Annotated in this window: 17 protein-coding genes and 3 pseudogenes; 6 read left to right on the forward strand and 14 right to left on the reverse strand. The window is 44.0% G+C overall.

Annotated elements, in window-relative coordinates:
* Positions 1–119: 119 nt before the first annotated feature.
* From mttB to MsAc7_RS04810, 3 genes and pseudogenes are all read right to left on the reverse strand, one after another.
* Positions 120–1607: pseudogene (gene mttB, locus MsAc7_RS04800) on the reverse strand ([trimethylamine--corrinoid protein] Co-methyltransferase).
* A 314-nt stretch (positions 1608–1921) separates the two neighbouring features.
* Positions 1922–3328, reverse strand: a pseudogene (gene mtbB, locus MsAc7_RS04805) ([dimethylamine--corrinoid protein] Co-methyltransferase).
* 11 nt (positions 3329–3339) lie between these two features.
* Positions 3340–3978: a methyltransferase cognate corrinoid protein gene (locus tag MsAc7_RS04810; protein ID WP_338101795.1), complete on the reverse strand. Its 639-nt coding sequence runs from the start codon at positions 3976–3978 to the stop codon at positions 3340–3342.
* Positions 3979–4672: 694 nt separating this feature from the next.
* On the opposite strand from MsAc7_RS04810, the gene MsAc7_RS04815 reads away from it, so the two are divergent.
* Complete coding sequence (locus MsAc7_RS04815) at positions 4673–5011, forward strand: hypothetical protein (RefSeq protein ID WP_338101796.1); 339 nt, start codon at positions 4673–4675, stop codon at positions 5009–5011.
* A gap of 145 nt (positions 5012–5156) precedes the next feature.
* Here MsAc7_RS04815 and MsAc7_RS04820 read toward each other — a convergent pair whose 3' ends face one another.
* The 3 genes from MsAc7_RS04820 to MsAc7_RS04830 all read right to left on the reverse strand — a co-directional run bounded on the left by MsAc7_RS04820 (position 5157) and on the right by MsAc7_RS04830 (position 6815).
* Positions 5157–5894, reverse strand: a complete 738-nt coding sequence (locus MsAc7_RS04820) for a DNA polymerase sliding clamp (RefSeq protein ID WP_338101797.1) — start codon at positions 5892–5894, stop codon at positions 5157–5159.
* A 304-nt stretch (positions 5895–6198) separates the two neighbouring features.
* On the reverse strand, positions 6199–6459 hold the full coding sequence (locus MsAc7_RS04825) for a zinc ribbon domain-containing protein (RefSeq protein WP_338101798.1): 261 nt from the start codon (positions 6457–6459) through the stop codon (positions 6199–6201).
* 44 nt (positions 6460–6503) lie between these two features.
* A complete protein-coding gene (locus MsAc7_RS04830) occupies positions 6504–6815 on the reverse strand; it encodes a transcription factor S (RefSeq protein WP_338101799.1) in 312 nt (103 codons plus the stop codon).
* Between the two features lie 309 nt (positions 6816–7124).
* On the opposite strand from MsAc7_RS04830, the gene MsAc7_RS04835 reads away from it, so the two are divergent.
* Both MsAc7_RS04835 and MsAc7_RS04840 read left to right on the forward strand, forming a co-directional pair.
* On the forward strand, positions 7125–8144 hold the full coding sequence (locus tag MsAc7_RS04835; protein ID WP_338101800.1) for an isocitrate/isopropylmalate dehydrogenase family protein: 1020 nt from the start codon (positions 7125–7127) through the stop codon (positions 8142–8144).
* A 143-nt stretch (positions 8145–8287) separates the two neighbouring features.
* Complete coding sequence (locus tag MsAc7_RS04840) at positions 8288–8446, forward strand: hypothetical protein (protein WP_338101801.1); 159 nt, start codon at positions 8288–8290, stop codon at positions 8444–8446.
* A gap of 125 nt (positions 8447–8571) precedes the next feature.
* Here MsAc7_RS04840 and speB read toward each other — a convergent pair whose 3' ends face one another.
* Positions 8572–9456: an agmatinase gene (gene speB / locus MsAc7_RS04845; RefSeq protein WP_338101802.1), complete on the reverse strand. Its 885-nt coding sequence runs from the start codon at positions 9454–9456 to the stop codon at positions 8572–8574.
* 278 nt (positions 9457–9734) lie between these two features.
* Here speB and MsAc7_RS04850 point away from each other — a divergent pair, with 278 nt between their 5' ends.
* A complete protein-coding gene (locus MsAc7_RS04850; protein ID WP_338101803.1) occupies positions 9735–9863 on the forward strand; it encodes a hypothetical protein in 129 nt (42 codons plus the stop codon).
* Between the two features lie 12 nt (positions 9864–9875).
* On the opposite strand, the gene MsAc7_RS04855 is transcribed toward MsAc7_RS04850, so the two are convergent.
* From MsAc7_RS04855 to MsAc7_RS04885, 7 genes and pseudogenes are all read right to left on the reverse strand, one after another.
* Positions 9876–10913, reverse strand: coding sequence for a radical SAM protein (locus tag MsAc7_RS04855; RefSeq protein ID WP_338101804.1), 1038 nt, complete (start codon positions 10911–10913; stop codon positions 9876–9878).
* A 701-nt stretch (positions 10914–11614) separates the two neighbouring features.
* Positions 11615–11923 (reverse strand): 50S ribosomal protein P1, encoded by a 309-nt coding sequence (rpl12p, locus tag MsAc7_RS04860; protein ID WP_338101805.1) that lies wholly within the window; start codon positions 11921–11923, stop codon positions 11615–11617.
* A gap of 67 nt (positions 11924–11990) precedes the next feature.
* Positions 11991–12887 (reverse strand): annotated as a pseudogene (locus MsAc7_RS04865) (50S ribosomal protein L10); the annotation flags it as partial.
* Positions 12884–13525, reverse strand: a complete 642-nt coding sequence (locus MsAc7_RS04870) for a 50S ribosomal protein L1 (RefSeq protein WP_338101806.1) — start codon at positions 13523–13525, stop codon at positions 12884–12886. The pseudogene MsAc7_RS04865 and the gene MsAc7_RS04870, both read right to left, overlap by 4 nt.
* 234 nt (positions 13526–13759) lie before the next feature.
* The gene (locus MsAc7_RS04875) at positions 13760–14245 is read right to left on the reverse strand and encodes a 50S ribosomal protein L11 (RefSeq protein ID WP_338101807.1); all 486 of its coding nucleotides are present in this window, start codon (positions 14243–14245) and stop codon (positions 13760–13762) included.
* 243 nt (positions 14246–14488) lie between these two features.
* Positions 14489–14965 (reverse strand): transcription elongation factor Spt5, encoded by a 477-nt coding sequence (locus tag MsAc7_RS04880; RefSeq protein WP_338101808.1) that lies wholly within the window; start codon positions 14963–14965, stop codon positions 14489–14491.
* Positions 14962–15153 (reverse strand): protein translocase SEC61 complex subunit gamma, encoded by a 192-nt coding sequence (locus MsAc7_RS04885; RefSeq protein ID WP_338103467.1) that lies wholly within the window; start codon positions 15151–15153, stop codon positions 14962–14964. Before MsAc7_RS04885 ends, MsAc7_RS04880 begins: the two co-directional genes overlap by 4 nt.
* A gap of 401 nt (positions 15154–15554) precedes the next feature.
* Here MsAc7_RS04885 and MsAc7_RS04890 point away from each other — a divergent pair, with 401 nt between their 5' ends.
* Together MsAc7_RS04890 and MsAc7_RS04895 are read left to right on the forward strand one after the other, a co-directional pair.
* The gene (locus MsAc7_RS04890) at positions 15555–15746 is read left to right on the forward strand and encodes a hypothetical protein (RefSeq protein WP_338101809.1); all 192 of its coding nucleotides are present in this window, start codon (positions 15555–15557) and stop codon (positions 15744–15746) included.
* A 7-nt stretch (positions 15747–15753) separates the two neighbouring features.
* Positions 15754–15975, forward strand: a complete 222-nt coding sequence (locus MsAc7_RS04895; protein WP_338101810.1) for a hypothetical protein — start codon at positions 15754–15756, stop codon at positions 15973–15975.
* The last annotated feature ends 7 nt before the right edge of the window (positions 15976–15982 follow it).

Genomic DNA, 15982 nt, shown 5'->3' on the forward strand with positions numbered 1-15982 from the left:
TAATAGATAAATTTAGAGAATATAATCCGTCGTCGATTTTGAGATTTCAAATCCTTTTTAAAAATAAAATTAAGCGGACTCAATTTTAAAATTAAAAATAAAGATCTGAAAAATCAGAATCAGATCTTGAATGCTTTGTCTGCTTTGTCGACAATTGCTTTCATCGCCGCGTAAATGTCTTTGTCAACAGCCGGAACTTCGTGGTTCTTCATGACATCAACATAAACATCGTGCGCGCGGGTAGCAATGTCTTTGGAGCCGGCGGTCGCCCAGTCACCGAACATCATTCTGTCGATGAGTTTCGGGGAAGACGGGAGGTCCACAAGTTCCCGGGTCTTTTTAAGCGCCAAGAAGTTGTTACCGATACCGACTTTCTTGATTTGGTCGACACCAAGCGTTTCTTCGGAAACCGGAATGCCTTCCAAGGCTTTCTTGACCATTTGGATGATGTCGTTGTCAATGATGAGCTGTTCCATGGAGAAAGTCATACCGAGTTCAAGCATACCGGCACCGTAGATGCTGTTGGCACCGGCGAGGGCCGCAAAGAGCGTGGTGATGGTTTTCTCGTGGCCGGCCTGTTGGTCCGGAATTTTGGTGTCGGTCTATGCTCCGGCGACGAAGGCGGGAAGGCCGTAGAATTTGGCGAGTTTGGACACGCCGGCACTGATCAAACCGAGTTCAGGAGAGCCGACCGGTGCGGTTCCTTTCTTCAAGTCAAACGTGGTGGTGGAACTGCCGTAGAAAACAGGTGCGCCCGGGTTGGCGATTTGGGCCAAAACAATTCCGGAAAGAACTTCGGCGTTGTGGGTTACAAGGGTTCCCGCGAGGTAAACCGGCGCGGATCCGCCGGACATGGCCATACTGAGAACGTTGACCGGCATATTGTAGCGGGCACCTTTCATAATGACTTGACAGGCGTTGTTGCTGAGTTCAAGCGGGCTGGTCGGACAAACCAACATAGACATGATCGGCTTTTTGCGGGCTTCTTCTTCGTTGCCGCCGTAGTAAGCTTTAATAATTTCCCAGTATTCTTCGACGTTTTCGCCGACCGGGTCAATGTCATGGTAGTGTTTCTCGGTGGATGTGAGCGGGGTGAAGACTTCGTGAACGTCTTGCGCGCCTTTTCCGGCCCAGTCTCTCGCAGAAACCGGCAAGGAGAAGTAGTCGATGTTTTCGGCCCAGTCGCAAAGCTTGGCGATGTTGGCAATGTCTTGCTCAACAGAGTCAACGGTTTCGTATTTTCCCGGAGCGACATAGTTGCACATTTTAACGCCGGTACCGAAACAGGTCCAGTGGACTTTACCGCCGCATTCCTGGACAGTGTTGTATTTCTTGTTTCTGGCCCAGAGAGTGAACCGGGACGGTGCGGTTTGGAGTGCTCTTCGGACAACGAATTCCGGGATTCTGACGATTTTTGTTGCTTCGTCAACAAGACAGCCGGCTTCTTTGAAGGCGTTTCTTGCGTCAGCGTTGGATACCTGGATACCCGGGTCGCTCAAAACGTCCATTGTCGCTTCATGAATGGCTTTTAATTCATCCGGGGTGAAGAGTTCAAACTCGACACCATTGAGTGCTTTGGTTGCAGCGAATGCGTTGCATTTTGACATCGTTTAAAACCTCTTTAATTTATAAAATTAAATATGTTTATGGAATTGAAAATCGTTTTTGGCGTGTTCATGAATTCATTGGGGCAAAACTTTCACCGCGACCGCATTGCTGAAAAATCAGACGTCTGCCGTCAATCACAAAACAAATTCAGGAACCATTTTTTAAGGAGATATATCCGTTTTTTACCGATTAATGAAAGAAAGAACAAAACATTAAACGGCGGTCAAATTCGGAGCCGTTTGGAAAAATTCAAACGGCTGCCAAACATGATTTTTAAGGAGTTCGAAAACGAGTTTTCGAATTGCTTTTCAAATTACTTCTTGAGTTGGTTTCTGAAGAAGTTGCAGCTGTTGATCTTGATGTCGAGAACTTTCTCGATGTTCATCTTGGCTGCGGTTCCTTTCGGGGTTCCCGGCATGGAGGTAACGACACCGATACCGAGTTCTTCACGAACTTCTCTCATGGCGTATTCGTCAGACAAGTCGTACGGGTCGACGCCGACTTTCTTGGCGACGTATTCCTTGGCTTGTTTGATTTTCATCTTCTTGGAGAATTCCATACGGGCAACCAGGTCGCCGCCGGCGCGGATACCGGTCATACCGGAGGCCATGATGTGGGCAATCGGCATACCGAGCGGGTCACCGACACCGATCTATATACCGTCAACGCCGGCCATTTCGACCATTGCTTTGCTGGCGCGGGTGACCGCGTCAATCGGCGGGGTTTCAAGCATCGGGATACCGCCGACACCCATACCCATGTCGACGTGGACCGGAATCTTGGAAACCTTGGCGGCTTCTTTGATGAAGGTCACGGAGCGGGCGAGGTTCCACGGGAAGGTTCTGCTGGTGTTGGTGTTCACGACAGGACCAAAGACGCTGGCGCCTGCTTTTTCGACGATCGGCGCCTGTTGCTGGGGCCAAAGGCCGGCAAGGACGTGTCCTTCGAATTCAAGCATGCCGTGCATACCGATGATGCTTTCTCCGGCCATTCCGACTTCGATGTACATGTCCGGGAATTGCTGGCGAAGAGCTTTAACCGCGTTGAGGGTACCGAAAGCGTCGCCGTCGCCGGCTGCTGCGGTGGTGTCCAAGTTGACACCGTCTGCACCGCTGGCCCAGAGTTTTTGCATAATCCAGACAATGTCGCGGGAAAGGTGTTCTGCGGAGTGTTCGATGGAGGCGAAGGCTTCTTCGATTTTGAAAGCTTTCATTAAGTCTCCCGGGTTTTCGAACGGTCCGTCCGGGGTGTAGTAAAGACCCATGTTCGGCATAGCGCCGTAGAAGAGCGGAATGGTGGTGTTGGCCTGGCACATTTCCATGGTTTGGCATTCTTGGGAAACAATCGGCTTCACCGGCTTGTAACTGTAGTCGATGTGTCCGAGTTCCATCGTGTCGGCACCAAAGGCGCGTTCGTGGGTCAAGATACCAACCAAGCGGCTGGACGGAATACCGACACCGCTGTTGCCCTGGTCACCGTCGAGGCGGATGGTACCGATGTCGTGTGTCACCGGAACTTCCATACCGTATTCAACACTGACGGCTTTTCCCGGCATGGTAATAATTTCAATTAATTTTTCAACTTCGTTGGCGGAAAGGTCCGGAACGCCTCCGTAATCAACCGCATTTCCGGCACCGGCGAGGATGTCTTCTTTGATTTTGTCTTTGGTCATGAAGACTCTGCTGCCGTCACCCATTCTTAATGCATATTCTGTTGCCATTTGAAATCACCTTAGAGTAAGAGTTTTTTTGCTTGGACAACGGCTTCGCTGGCGTTTTCCGCATAGCAGTCGGCACCGATTTTTTTGGCCCAGGCTGTGGTTGCGGGCGCGCCGCCGACCATGACTTTCACTTTGTCTCTGAGGCCGTTGGCCTTGAGGAGTTCAATAACATCTTTCTGACCGTTTAAAGTGGTGGTCATCAGAGCGGACAAGCCGACCATGTCTGCGTTGTATTCTTTAACAGCGTCAATGAATTTTTGGATCGGGACGTCGCGGCCGAGGTCGTGGACTTCAAAGCCGGAGGATTGGAGCATGGTGGACACGATGGATTTTCCGATGTCGTGAACGTCTCCTTCGACCGTTCCGTTGATGATAACTTTCTTGACAGCGACAGCGCCGCCTTTACTGCCAAGGTTGAGAGAGTCAACAGCGGCTTGCATAGCGGTTGCGGCCATCATCACGTGCGGAAGGAATAATTTTCCGCGTTCAAATTGGTCACCGACAGCGGTCATACCGGCGGCAAGACCGTCAATAATTTCTTCACTCGGCATGCCGGCTGCTTTTGCTTTGTCGACTGCGGCCATGATGTTGTCTTTTTTACAGGTGACCATGGCGTCTGACAATTCTTTTAAAACTTGTTGTTTGTCCATTTATTTACCTCCGTAAATATTGTAGTTTTTGGATGAATAATTCCCGTTTTTCCACATAATTGAATTCAATATATTAGATTCATGAATTGAATAATATTGAGCAATTATCAGGATTATTCATTTGAACGAAATGGAGCGGTTTTTTAGATGCAAAAACAACTTTGCACCCCCCCTTGTACAATAAAAAACTTCCAAGAAAATACTTGTACGGGCAGTCATAAGGTATGAAAAATATATAGCATAACCGTTTTTTACTTTCGTCTTCGAGAAAAATAAATCATCCATCAATAAGTTTCAGAAAATGTTACAAGATTATAATTGACCCCGTTATTTCGTGCCAAACAAGATATTCAATTCCAAATGTAAATCAAGAGACGGAAAAATTACTGAAAACCAAAAGAAATGATCTATTTTTAAAAAACACAAAAAGCAAGGAAAATGAAAAAGAAAAATGAATGGTATAAAAAACAAATTGGATTGATTTTTCTTGAAATTTTTCAATTTTGCCAAAAAAGGAAGGAAAATAGATTCGGTTTTTTGAAAACGTCATTCAAAAATATAACAATTGATCGTGAAATTTTATCAAATATTTAACCGATGAAATATAAGAGAAACAAAAGAAAATGACAAATAAAATTTGGTTGAATATTTATACAAAAAAACCTTTACTGCTTTTGTGAAACCTTATAAATCCATGCAAATCAAAGTCGCCTTATTCATTATTGGAATGGCTGTTTTGCAATACCTGGCCTATTATTTTTCCGGATTCCGTTCCATTTACGCGCTTGCCGGCGGTTTGATCAGCACGTTTTTCATCAGTACGATTGTTTCAACCATCATCGGAACATATGTAGAGCGGGCAACCGGACGCGTTTACAAAGAAAAATATTACGTGATTAAATTCTACCGATGGTCTTTTTCTGTTTCCGCCTTTATGGTACTCACCTTTATAGCGACGGTCATTTCCGTTTCCGTGATTTACTATTTCTCGGACGTTAATTCATATCTGGTTCAATTGGGAATTTTCAAATAAACAGACAGACGGGCCGCACATTTCTGCAGATCAAAGAAATCAATAAAAAATACTTTTTTAAAAAAAGGAAAAAGAGAAGAAGAAAAACAACTTCTATTCTTTATTTTTCTTTACACTTCATCTTTTTAATTATCGGATTGACCATTTAATCGGATTCAATTCTCGGCGCAAGTAAGAACATCACATGGCAGACAGCCGGCGCAATATCAAATTGAATCAAAATCGGGAAATCGCATCCAATGGAAAGCGATACTTCGTTGGCTTTTCCGGCGGGTTTGATGATGTCCAACAAATAGTCTAACGAGAATAAAGAGTTGGCTTCGCCCGATTTGAGGTCAATCAATTGGTTAGAATCCATTTCAAGGCGCACTTGGTCGGTGTCGCCTTTCGCTTCCATGAAAAAGATGTTTCCGGAAACGCCGAGCGTCATGTGGTCACTGATTTTTTCGGCAGCTTTCACGGCGCGTTTGAGATCTTGTCCGTTTAAAACGACGCGGGCCGGAAGGTCCAGCTGCGGAACGCGGGGTTCGGAACGGATGGTGGACGGGTCAAGAAGCGATAACGTGTAAGAAAGACCGCCGAAGTTGAGATGAAGTTTTTGAGCGGTCGGTTCAAGCTCCATATCGACGAGCGTTTTCTTTTCCACGATACCCAAAATGTCGTTGAGTTTGACCAAATCAAGACCGATTTCGGTATCGTCAGCACTGAAACTGTCAAAAGCGGAGGCTTTTAAATCAAAAATAACCATGGCAACATTGGCCGCATCGACCGCTTTAACGGAGAGGCCGGCCGGTGTGATTTTTAAGCGAACTTCGTCAACGATGACAGAAAGCGCGGCAATCGAATCCCGAAGGAGATCAATATCAATAGAAGCTTTGAACATATGAATCACTCTTTTCATGTAAAATAAAAGATAGATATGAAAGAACAACCTAAAATAAAATCGTTTTCGTGAAAATTCTAATGGTATAAAAGGGTCCAAATATATAATATTTAATATTCCAAACAAATGAAAAGGTTTAAAAAGGATATGAAAAACGAAAAATACGGATTTATTTTATTCGATTCTCTTAAATGATCCCGCTTTCTTTGAAAAACCCTTCAAAACCGAATGCCATAACGCGCGCGTCGCCGTGCCGGCAAAAATAAAGATAAATAAAGTAAATAAAAAAAGAAGTTAATGAGCATTATTGCCAACGTTTCAACATGGGGAAGAACTGCTGCATCATTTTTCGGGCTTCTTCTGCCGTCATTCCCGAATCGGCGTTTGCCATGTGCGGAACGCAAATTTCAATCATTTCATCCATGGAAACGTTTGCGGTAAACTGACCGCTTTCGTAGCAATACAGGCAGTAATCTTTGCTTTTGCTGCCGCTTTTTTCGGTTCCGTACAATTCATCCGTCTTTCCCATCGGCATGCCGCAGCTTTGACAATATTTTTCTTCCATTTGAATTCCTCCAAAATTATGTAAACCAAGCTTAGCAAACAAGATTAATCGTATTCACGCCAGGTGTAAGCGCATTTGGTACACTTGAAAAACCGGGTTTCAGATTCGTCAGCGGACCTGAGCTGGCGCAGCCACCAGTAAGCTGTCCGGTTTTTACATTCCGGGCACATCACATCCGTTGTCGGCAAACCTTCTTGAATGTCGCCTTCCAAAACAACAACTTCACGTTCTTTGATTTCGGATTTAAAAGATGTGTTGGAACATTGATCCATTTCGGACGTGCAGCCGCACTTTTTACACTTGTATTCTCCGTTGACGGGAAACATCATACTCTTACATTTCGGACAAAATTGCATGTGAAATCACTTCTAAGATGAAAATTAAAAATTTGAAAGATACCGGATTTTGAAATGAAAATCAGCTGATAAAATGAAGGAATGCACAGAATGTCACATAAGCATTTAACCGTTTCTATGAAAATGAACATAAATGACGTGTTTCACAAAACGCCGATGGGACCGAACCGGACAATTTACCGCTCAAACAATGAATTTATTAATGAATAAGGTTTTTTCCATCCATCCGTTTCAATAAAAAACGAATAATAAACCGTAAATCAGTAAACCAGTAAATATCGTAAAATCAACTATAATAAAGGTGAAAAAATGACAAAAACTGTTGCCGTCATCCGTGGAGACGGCGTCGGACCCGAACTTGTGGACGCCATGATGAAAGTGTTAAAAGCGGCCGGAACAAAAGTCGAATTTAAAATGTGCGACGCCGGCGAAACGTGGTGGAAAGCAAACGGCGGAAACTCATTGGTGCCGCCCGAGACGTGGGATATTTTAAAATCGGCGGACGCCTGTTTTAAAGGTCCGACCACAACGCCGGGCGGAATCGGCTCCCCAAGAAGCGTTGCCGTGTCCATCCGAAAAGCGTTTAACCTTTATGCGAACGTCCGTCCGATCAAATCCGTCGAAGGTGCCGTGGGACCCCTCGGAAAAGTCGAACATGTTTGCGTCCGGGAAGGAACGGAAGGGCTTTACATCGGCGAAGAAATTGAGCTCTCCGACGACATGGTCATCGCCATCCGAAAAATTACCAAAAGCGCGTCTCGAAAAATTGCCGTTTACGCTTTTGAAGAAGCCCGCCGCCGCGGTTACAAAGCGGTTGTCCCGATTCACAAAAGTAACATCTTGAAAAAGACGTGCGGCACATTCCTCGCCGTTGTCGAAGAAGTCGCGAAAGATTATCCTGACATCGAAGTTTGGGAATATCACATTGATAACGTGGCGATGCAGCTGATTAAAAACCCGCAGGTGTTTGACAAAACCGTTCTTTTGTCCACGAATTTGTTCATGGATGTTATCAGCGAAGAATGCTCGGCGTTGGTCGGAAGCATCGGCATGATTTATTCCGCCAACATCGGCGACGACTACGCAATGTTTGAACCGGCGCACGGCTCGGCTCCGAAATACGCCGGCATGGACAAAGTAAATCCCTACGCAACGATTTTGGCCGGCGCCTGGATGCTGGATTACTTGGGGGAGAAGGAACAATCCAAAAAGATTTTTGCCGCTGCCGAAAAAGCCGTTTCCGAAGGATATGTGACATATGATTTGGGCGGCGACAAAAAACTCAGTGAAGTGGCGGATAAGATCATTGAAATGATGAAAAAGAACTGATTTCTTTTTCATTTATTATACGTAGAATAGAGCTGTATAAATATATGATTAAATTTATATATAATTCGAGACTAATTTTATTCGTTTAAATCCGGAAAACAAAATAAACGTTTTGTTTTTCAAAAAATCACAGGAATGATAAAATGAAGAAAATCCTTAAACTTGCAATTTTAATTATGGCCGGTATTGCGGCGTTTGCTTTGTTGAAACACCACATGGACGGCGGATGCTGCTGCGGCATGTGCAAAAGCGGCAAAACCGAAAAGGCCGGCAAAAAGAGCAAGAAAGAAAAAGCTGAATAAATTAAAGTAAATATAAAAATAAAATAAAAAGTGAAAATGAATCAAACCGATTTATTTTAAAAGAACAAAATGCGTTTGCATTTTGTTTTTTTAACGGATTTTTGACTTTTAAAGAAAAATGATATTTAACACTTCTTGTTTTTGGACGCTTCCCGGGCGAAAATAAACTCGCGCATGAGTTTTGCGGCAATGTTGGCCGACATACCGTTGTCGTATTCGGGCGCAATTTCCATGACGTCAAACCCAACCGTATACGGCGCGATTTGGCGCAAAACTTCACGGACTTCACGGTCGGTCATCCCGAACGGTTCCGGTGTTCCGAGTCCCGGGCAAAAAGAGGGATCAAGCGCGTCCATGTCCAAGGACAAATAAATGTGCTTACTGTCCAAATATTCAAGTGTTTCATCAATCACATTTTGAATGCCCATTTCAAAAACGTCGTCGGCGGAGAAGAATTTTAATCCGGTGTCTCGTGCGTATTCCCATTCTTCCTGCGGACCGCTTCGGATTCCGATGGAAACATACTTCGTGGTGATGTCGTCAATGATGTGGCGGGACACGCAAGCGTGATTGTTTTTAAGCCCGCGGAATTCAGTCCGGAGGTCGAAGTGGGCATCCAAAACGACAACGGCAAAATCATCTTTGTCCTCGCAGGCTTCATAACAGGCTTTGACGGGCGCGTACGTCATGGTGTGTTCGCCGCCAAGCATAATCGGGAACTTACCGTCGTCCACGATTTTTTTAACGTCTTCGTAGACCCATTGCAGCGTTTCGTCGGAATTGACTGAAACTTCGGAGTTTCCGGCGTCGTGAACCAAAATGTCGGTCATGTTGAGGTTATATTTCGGATTGTACGTTTCGAAATTAAACGCCATTTTTCGAATGGTGTCCGGCGCCCAGCGGCTTCCGGTTCGAAAAGAGGATGTGTTATCAAACGGAACACCGAAAATAACGTATTCGGCGTCATCATAATCGTAAATCGCATCATACATGGTCGGCGGGAGAATCATTTTAAATTCCTCAATTTTTATATTTTAATTATATTCAGGTGTGAGAATAAGGAATGTATCGGAAACGGTGGTATTTAAAAATTCCTACTCTGATTTTTTGCGGCGGGCGGCGGCGCGCGCGTTATAGCGACCATTTTTGGAGACAAAATTAAAAAACCGTGGCCGGCTTGTTTCAGAATAAATAATCTGACGACTGATCTGATCTTAAAAATGCAAGCCATCCCGAAAATTCGAACGCGTTTCGCGTTCGAATTTCTCGGATACCGCAAAAAACAGGAATGATGAACAGAAGGAATACGCTTTTGGAAAACGGATGCTGCAAACTGAGCAAAGAAGCAACTGTATTGTGGGGCGGCAGCAGCTGCAAATCGGAACAAGTAAGCAACTGTATTGTTAAAACCCGCTGACAAACTTAAACTTTAAAGCCACTCGTATCCGTAAAATGATTCCAGATTGTAATTATTCATGAGCGTCAGTTCCGAATATCCGAAAAACTGGCAGCCGGCACAATCATGAATTAAGTTCATCCGCTCGCTTTTGCTTTTGTTCCAAACCTGCGTGATTCCATTCACTTGAATGTTGCCGTTTTCATCAAAAACGGATTCGGATAAAATATTTCCAAGCGGTTGATTGTGAATGCGGCAATTATACACGTTTGCCGAATGGTCAATCGCCAGAAGGCTTAAGTTAACTTTGCAATTGGAAATCGGCTTTTGGTCCCGCACCATTTTCAAATAAGTTTTAGAATTAATAATCGGATAGCCTTTTTTCTTCAAATCAATCAGTTGATTCATCACGCTAATGAATTGTTCCTGCTGATCGTCCTGAATCATCAAATCGTCCCATTGCGTTTCATTCATTCGCTTAAAAAGATAAACCGGTTCTACCGCCATCTTGACGCCCAAGTCTTTTGCCGAATGAAGCAAATCAACCACTTCATCCAGATTCTTGGAGCTGATAACGCAATTCATCAAAAGCGGGTTGTTGAGTTGTCCGCTTTCTGCGGCAAACCGGATGCCGTCCATAATTTTATCATAATCGGCGCCTCGGATTTCACGCGTTGCCGTCGGCCCGTCCATTGAAACTGAAATATAATCGACATCCGACAAATCATTCATCCTTTTCTTAAGCAAAAGGCCGTTAGTGATCATAAACGTCTTCATGCCGGCAGATTTCGCATACGCCATAATTTCCGGTAAATCTTTCCGAAGAAGCGGTTCGGTTGACCAGGCGTTGTAAGACAAAATTCCGAAATCGCGGGCAAGATCAATGATTTTAAAAATGTCTTCCAAAGAAACATCAGACTTTTTGGAGGAGGAATCCGAGATTAAGTCGGATGATAATTTTTTCTTCCACTCGTCGCAAAACACACAGCGTAGATTGCAATCTGAATTAATCGAATGCGATAAAATCGTCGGTTTGCGTTTGATTTTCATTTGCCAAGCATTTTTGGCCATAAAAACAGGATCGAATTTGGACACACAGAAAAAAGCGTTTGATGATTCAAATAGTTTGTTAAAAGAGTCAAAATTCAAAAACCAACCGTCAGTTTTTGACAAACTGTAAAAAATGTGTCGCTATAACGCGCGCGCCGACGCGCCAAAAAACCAAAAAAAAGTCCTGCAGGAAAATCCTACAGGACTTTGATTTTTTAAGAATTTCAGAATTCGGAAAATTCAACCGAATTAACCGAAGAGAGCGCCGAGGCCGGCCATGCCTTCAAAAATTCCTCCGCTACGCTTCGGAATTTTTCAAAAAATGAAAAAACCACTAAAATTCGCTTCGCGAATAGCGGCTACGCCGCATACCAACAGGTTCAGTTACAAATATGGAAAGTCCAAAAAAAGTCCAAAAAAAAAGTCCTGCAGGAAAATCCTACAGGACTTTGATTTTTTAAGAATTTCAGAATTCAGAAAATTCAACCGAATTAACCGAAGAGAGCGCCGAGGCCGGCCATGCCTTCAAAAATTCCTCCGCTACGCTTCGGAATTTTTCAAAAAATGAAAAAACCACTAAAATTCGCTTCGCGAATAGCGGCTACGCCGCATACCAACAGGTTCAGTTACAAATATGGAAAGTCCAAAAAAAAAGTCCTGCAGGAAAATCCTACAGGACTTTGATTTTTTAAGAATTTCAGAATTCAGAAAATTCAACCGAATTAACCGAAGAGAGCGCCGAGGCCGGCCATACCTTCTTCTTCGGAGTGGTCTTCTTCTTCCACAACCGGTGCGGCGGCAGCGGCCGGAGCGGCAGCGGCCGGTGCGGCGGCGGCCGGTGCGGCGGCGGCTGCGAAGGCGGCTTTGGAGATGGCTTCTTCGATGTCGATTCCTTCAAGAGCGGAGACGAGAGCTTTCACGCGGGATGCGTCAGCATCGTTTCCTGCTGCTTTAAGGACAGCTGTGACTGATTCTTCTGTGATTTCTTTTCCGCTTTTGTAGATTAAAAGTGCTGAGTAAATGTATTCCATTTGAATTCACCTTGTATTTTTGGTTTATTGATTTAATTTTAATTTATAATTTTTCATTTTTCGTTTAAAGGTTTTTCAATTCGTCGTCAACCGCGTTTGCATCTTTGGCAGCCACGATTTTGGCGACGGAAACCATTTGAACGTTTGCTTTTCCGATGAGCAATTCGACAACATCTTCTTCGAGAATAACAGCTTCAACGCCAACGTTGATTGCTTCTCTGTGTGCCTTTTGGAGAATGGCAACGATTGTGTCTTTGGTCGGAATAGCGGCGTTAACCGATAAGTTGTTGGCTTGCTGGACAGCGGCCACGATGTCGGCAAAGATCTTGTCTTCGTCAACGGCAAGAACGCTCGGCAAATAAATTGTTCCGTTTTCAAAAACGGCTCTCAAATTCAATCCGACTTCAAGCGGATAAATTTCGAGTTTTGCAAGCGCGGTGGCCAATTTCGGCGATACTTTTTCGCCGGCCTTACAGACAACTTTCGTTTCCTTGATGGCAATCTTTCCGGCTTCGACCGCAGTCGGAATTCCGGCAGACTGGAATTCGCCCAAGAGAGGACCCGGCGGAAAACCGGTCGGACCTTTCGTCACGGTGATGTCGGCAGGTGCAATCGCGCCGGCTTTAATCGGTGACGGGGTTTTGGTCTTGGATAAATTCTTGTATAATTTGAACGGGTTGTCATTTGTGAAAATTAAAGCAGACTGACCTTCGATGTATTGCGTCATTTCGGAAACATCATCGCCGCTTTCGCTTAAAGCTTTGGTGTTTAACGTGTTTCGCAAGACCTTAAGAACAGCCGTTCCCTTTAAATCACGTCTCATTTTCTGAATTTGATCAGCCATGATACCTTCAAAGCTGACAACACCGAAAATTTTGTAAGATTTGATTAAGTCTTTGACGTTGTTGACTTCATCCATCTTCCATTGCGGGATCTTTTCCGCACCACGTGATTCTGTCATCAGACCACCTTCTTGGAAGTTCCCATCGTCGTGGTCACATAAACGGAGCGGATGTTGTGCTTTCCTTTCACTAAGGTACGCTCGACTCTCGCAATCACCGTTTCAATGTTTTGCGCCAACTTTTCCGGCGGCATGTTTCTTTGACCGATGGAGACGTGGAATGTCATTTTGTCTTTGGATCTGACACGAACAGCGCTTTGTTTGGTTTGAATCATGTCAGCGATACTTTTTCCCGGAAGAACCGGAACCGGCATCTTACCACGAGGACCAAGAATGGTACCGAGGGATTTACCGATCACCTGCATGTATTGCGTTTCCGCAATGAAGAAATCACATTCTTCCGCGATGGTTTTGGCATAGGATTTGTCCCCTTTCATCATTTCAATGGCCGCGTCATCAAAGACATATGCGGCGCCAGCTTGTTTTGCCTGAAGACCGATGTCACCTTTTGCGAAAACTCCGATCTTTAAGTCTTTTCCAAGACCATTCGGAAGAACAACCTCTTCATCGATTCTGTTTTTCGGTTGATTCAGATCGATGTTTTTGAGATTTATCGCAAGGTCGACGCTCTCCATGAAATTCCGTTGAGGCGACTCCTCTAATAATTCTTTTACGATTTCTACAATTGATACGTCTGCCATTTTAAGGCCTCCCCGTAGTCTTCTCAATTTCACAACAAACAAAAACAAAAATCAAAATCAAGCAAACCTTGATTATGAATTTATTTTTGCCCGTTACAATTTTTAAGCGCAGCCGATTTGGCTTTCTACGGTTAATTTATAATAAAAACAATCGGCAACCAAAAAGGTTACCGTTTGCTTTTATGAGCGGGAATAAATAATTGGTGATAAATGATAATTGTTTGAATTATCAATTTACCAGTCTTCTTTGCTGAGAACGTCGTCGTACTTTCCGGCATCAACGGCCTTTTGGAAATCGCGGACGTCCATGCCTTCGACGGTGACGCCGACTGAGACACCGGTTCCGGTGACTTCTTTGATGGCGGCTTTTAAGTCGTAGGAAAGAAGAGTATCTTTCTTCATGCGGGCGATTTTTGCGGCCTGCTGAACCGTGATGTTTCCGACTTTTTCGGCGTTCGGTTTTCCGGAACCTTTCAAAACGCCGGCTTCTTGAAGAAGAAGCGATGCGGTCGGCGGAGTTCCAACTTCGATTTGAACGCTTTTGTCGTCAGCAACAATGATTTTGACCGGAACTTGCATTCCGTTGTAATCTTTTGTTTTCTCGTTAATCTGTTCGATCACTTGTTTAATGTTGATTCCGAGAGGGCCAAGGGACGGACCAAGCGGCGGTCCGGGTGTGGCTTTTCCTCCGGGGACTAAGGCTTCAACAGTGCTTACCATTTCATCACCATTTTTATAGATAATATTAGATAAATAAGATAGATTTTATAATCAAGAATTTCCGCAAATGTCAAAAATGCGGGAGTTCGGGTTCTTAATAAATCGGATTATTTGATTTAAACTTTTCTCATGAAATGAATTCATGGAAAACTTTTACGGAAACAGATTTTAGAAAAATGATGAAAAACACAAAAAATCCGCAACGTATACGGATTTTTGCTTTCAAATTTTTCGGACTCTTTCTTACTCTTCTTCCTTTTTGAGCACGCGGACAGTATCGCCGCGGATCGTAATCGGAATCGGAACGACAGCGTCAAACAGTTCCACCGTGATTTCGTCATGCTGGCCGGTACCGATCCTTTTGACTTTGGCTTTTTCGCCTTTGAACGGTCCCGACGTGATTTCGATGATGGAACCTTCCGTAATGCCGGTGGAGATCGGCTTTGGTTTGAGGAAGTGTTCGATTTCGCCGATTGAGGAATGGCTTTTGAGCATGGATTTGGCATGCGGAACAGCTTGAATCAAACTGTCAATCACATCGGAGCGCGGCGTTTCAACAAAAACGTAACCTTTCAGCTCTTCGGGAGCCAAAATGGCGCGCACATCCAAATGCTCTTTTTTGGCCACGAGGGCCATGGATTTCGCCACTGATTTTTCTTGATTGACGGTCGTCTTCACAATGAAGATTTTGACGTCGTCGCTGCCTTCATACTCACTCATATAATCATCTGCGGGAAGACATCCATTAACACATAGAAGATAAAGCCCACAATACCGATTGCTAAAATGCCGGCAGCGGCCACCTTCGCGATGGTTAGAAACTCCTCTCGGGAGGGTTTTTTTGCCAATTTCAAAATTCTGAAATAAGAACGAATGGTCGGAACGATGTTGTTGATCGATTCCTTAATTTTATCTGTTTTATTGCCTGTTTCCGACAATTTTTCACATCCGAATTATTTTAAACACCATAATGAAGGCTGTTACGCCTTTATCATATATAATTAAATCCTTTTCATTCGCCGAAAAACGCGAGACGAAATCGAGCCTCACAGGTATCCGAGCAAAAACGCAAAAAAGATACTCGCGTGTAAAGACGTTTCTCCTAAATATACCTTACCGTATTTTGCGACAAAGGATAGATGCGGGGTGCGGGCGGGCAGGCATGCGCGCGTTATGGCGACACATTTTTGATTTGAGTCAATCACGTGACCATTTTTTGAAAATCAAGCAAACAAACGACTGTTTTTTTGAAAATCAAGCAAGCAGACGACTGTTTTTTTGAAAATCAAGCAAACAAACGACTGTTTTTTTGAAAATCAAGCAAGCAGACGACCGCTTTTTTGAAAATCAAGCAAACATACCCGAAAAATCAAACGCTTTGCGTTTGATTTTCTCGGATTTCGATGCGATAGGATTGGGTACAAAATGGCCGATGCAATCCGGAACTGAAAAACGCAGATGCAATCCAAAAAGTAAACAGCAGATGCAATCCAAAAAGTAAACAGTAGGTGCAATCCAGAACTGTAAATGATTGGAGCAGTTCAGCACCGGAAATTACCAATTTGAATGCATCTGTTTATGGGAATCCGCAAAATACAAACGCAAGGCGTTTGATTTTGCGGGAAGGTTTGCATGAAGAGTTGAAAAAAGCAAAAGCTGCCCAAGAAGACAAATTTAAAAAATGTAATAATTTAATAAAAGAAATAAGAAACAGAAACAAAAAAAGATAAAACAAAA

The organism is Methanolapillus millepedarum (assembly GCF_032594115.1).
GTDB classification, from domain to species: domain Archaea; phylum Halobacteriota; class Methanosarcinia; order Methanosarcinales; family Methanosarcinaceae; genus Methanolapillus; species Methanolapillus millepedarum.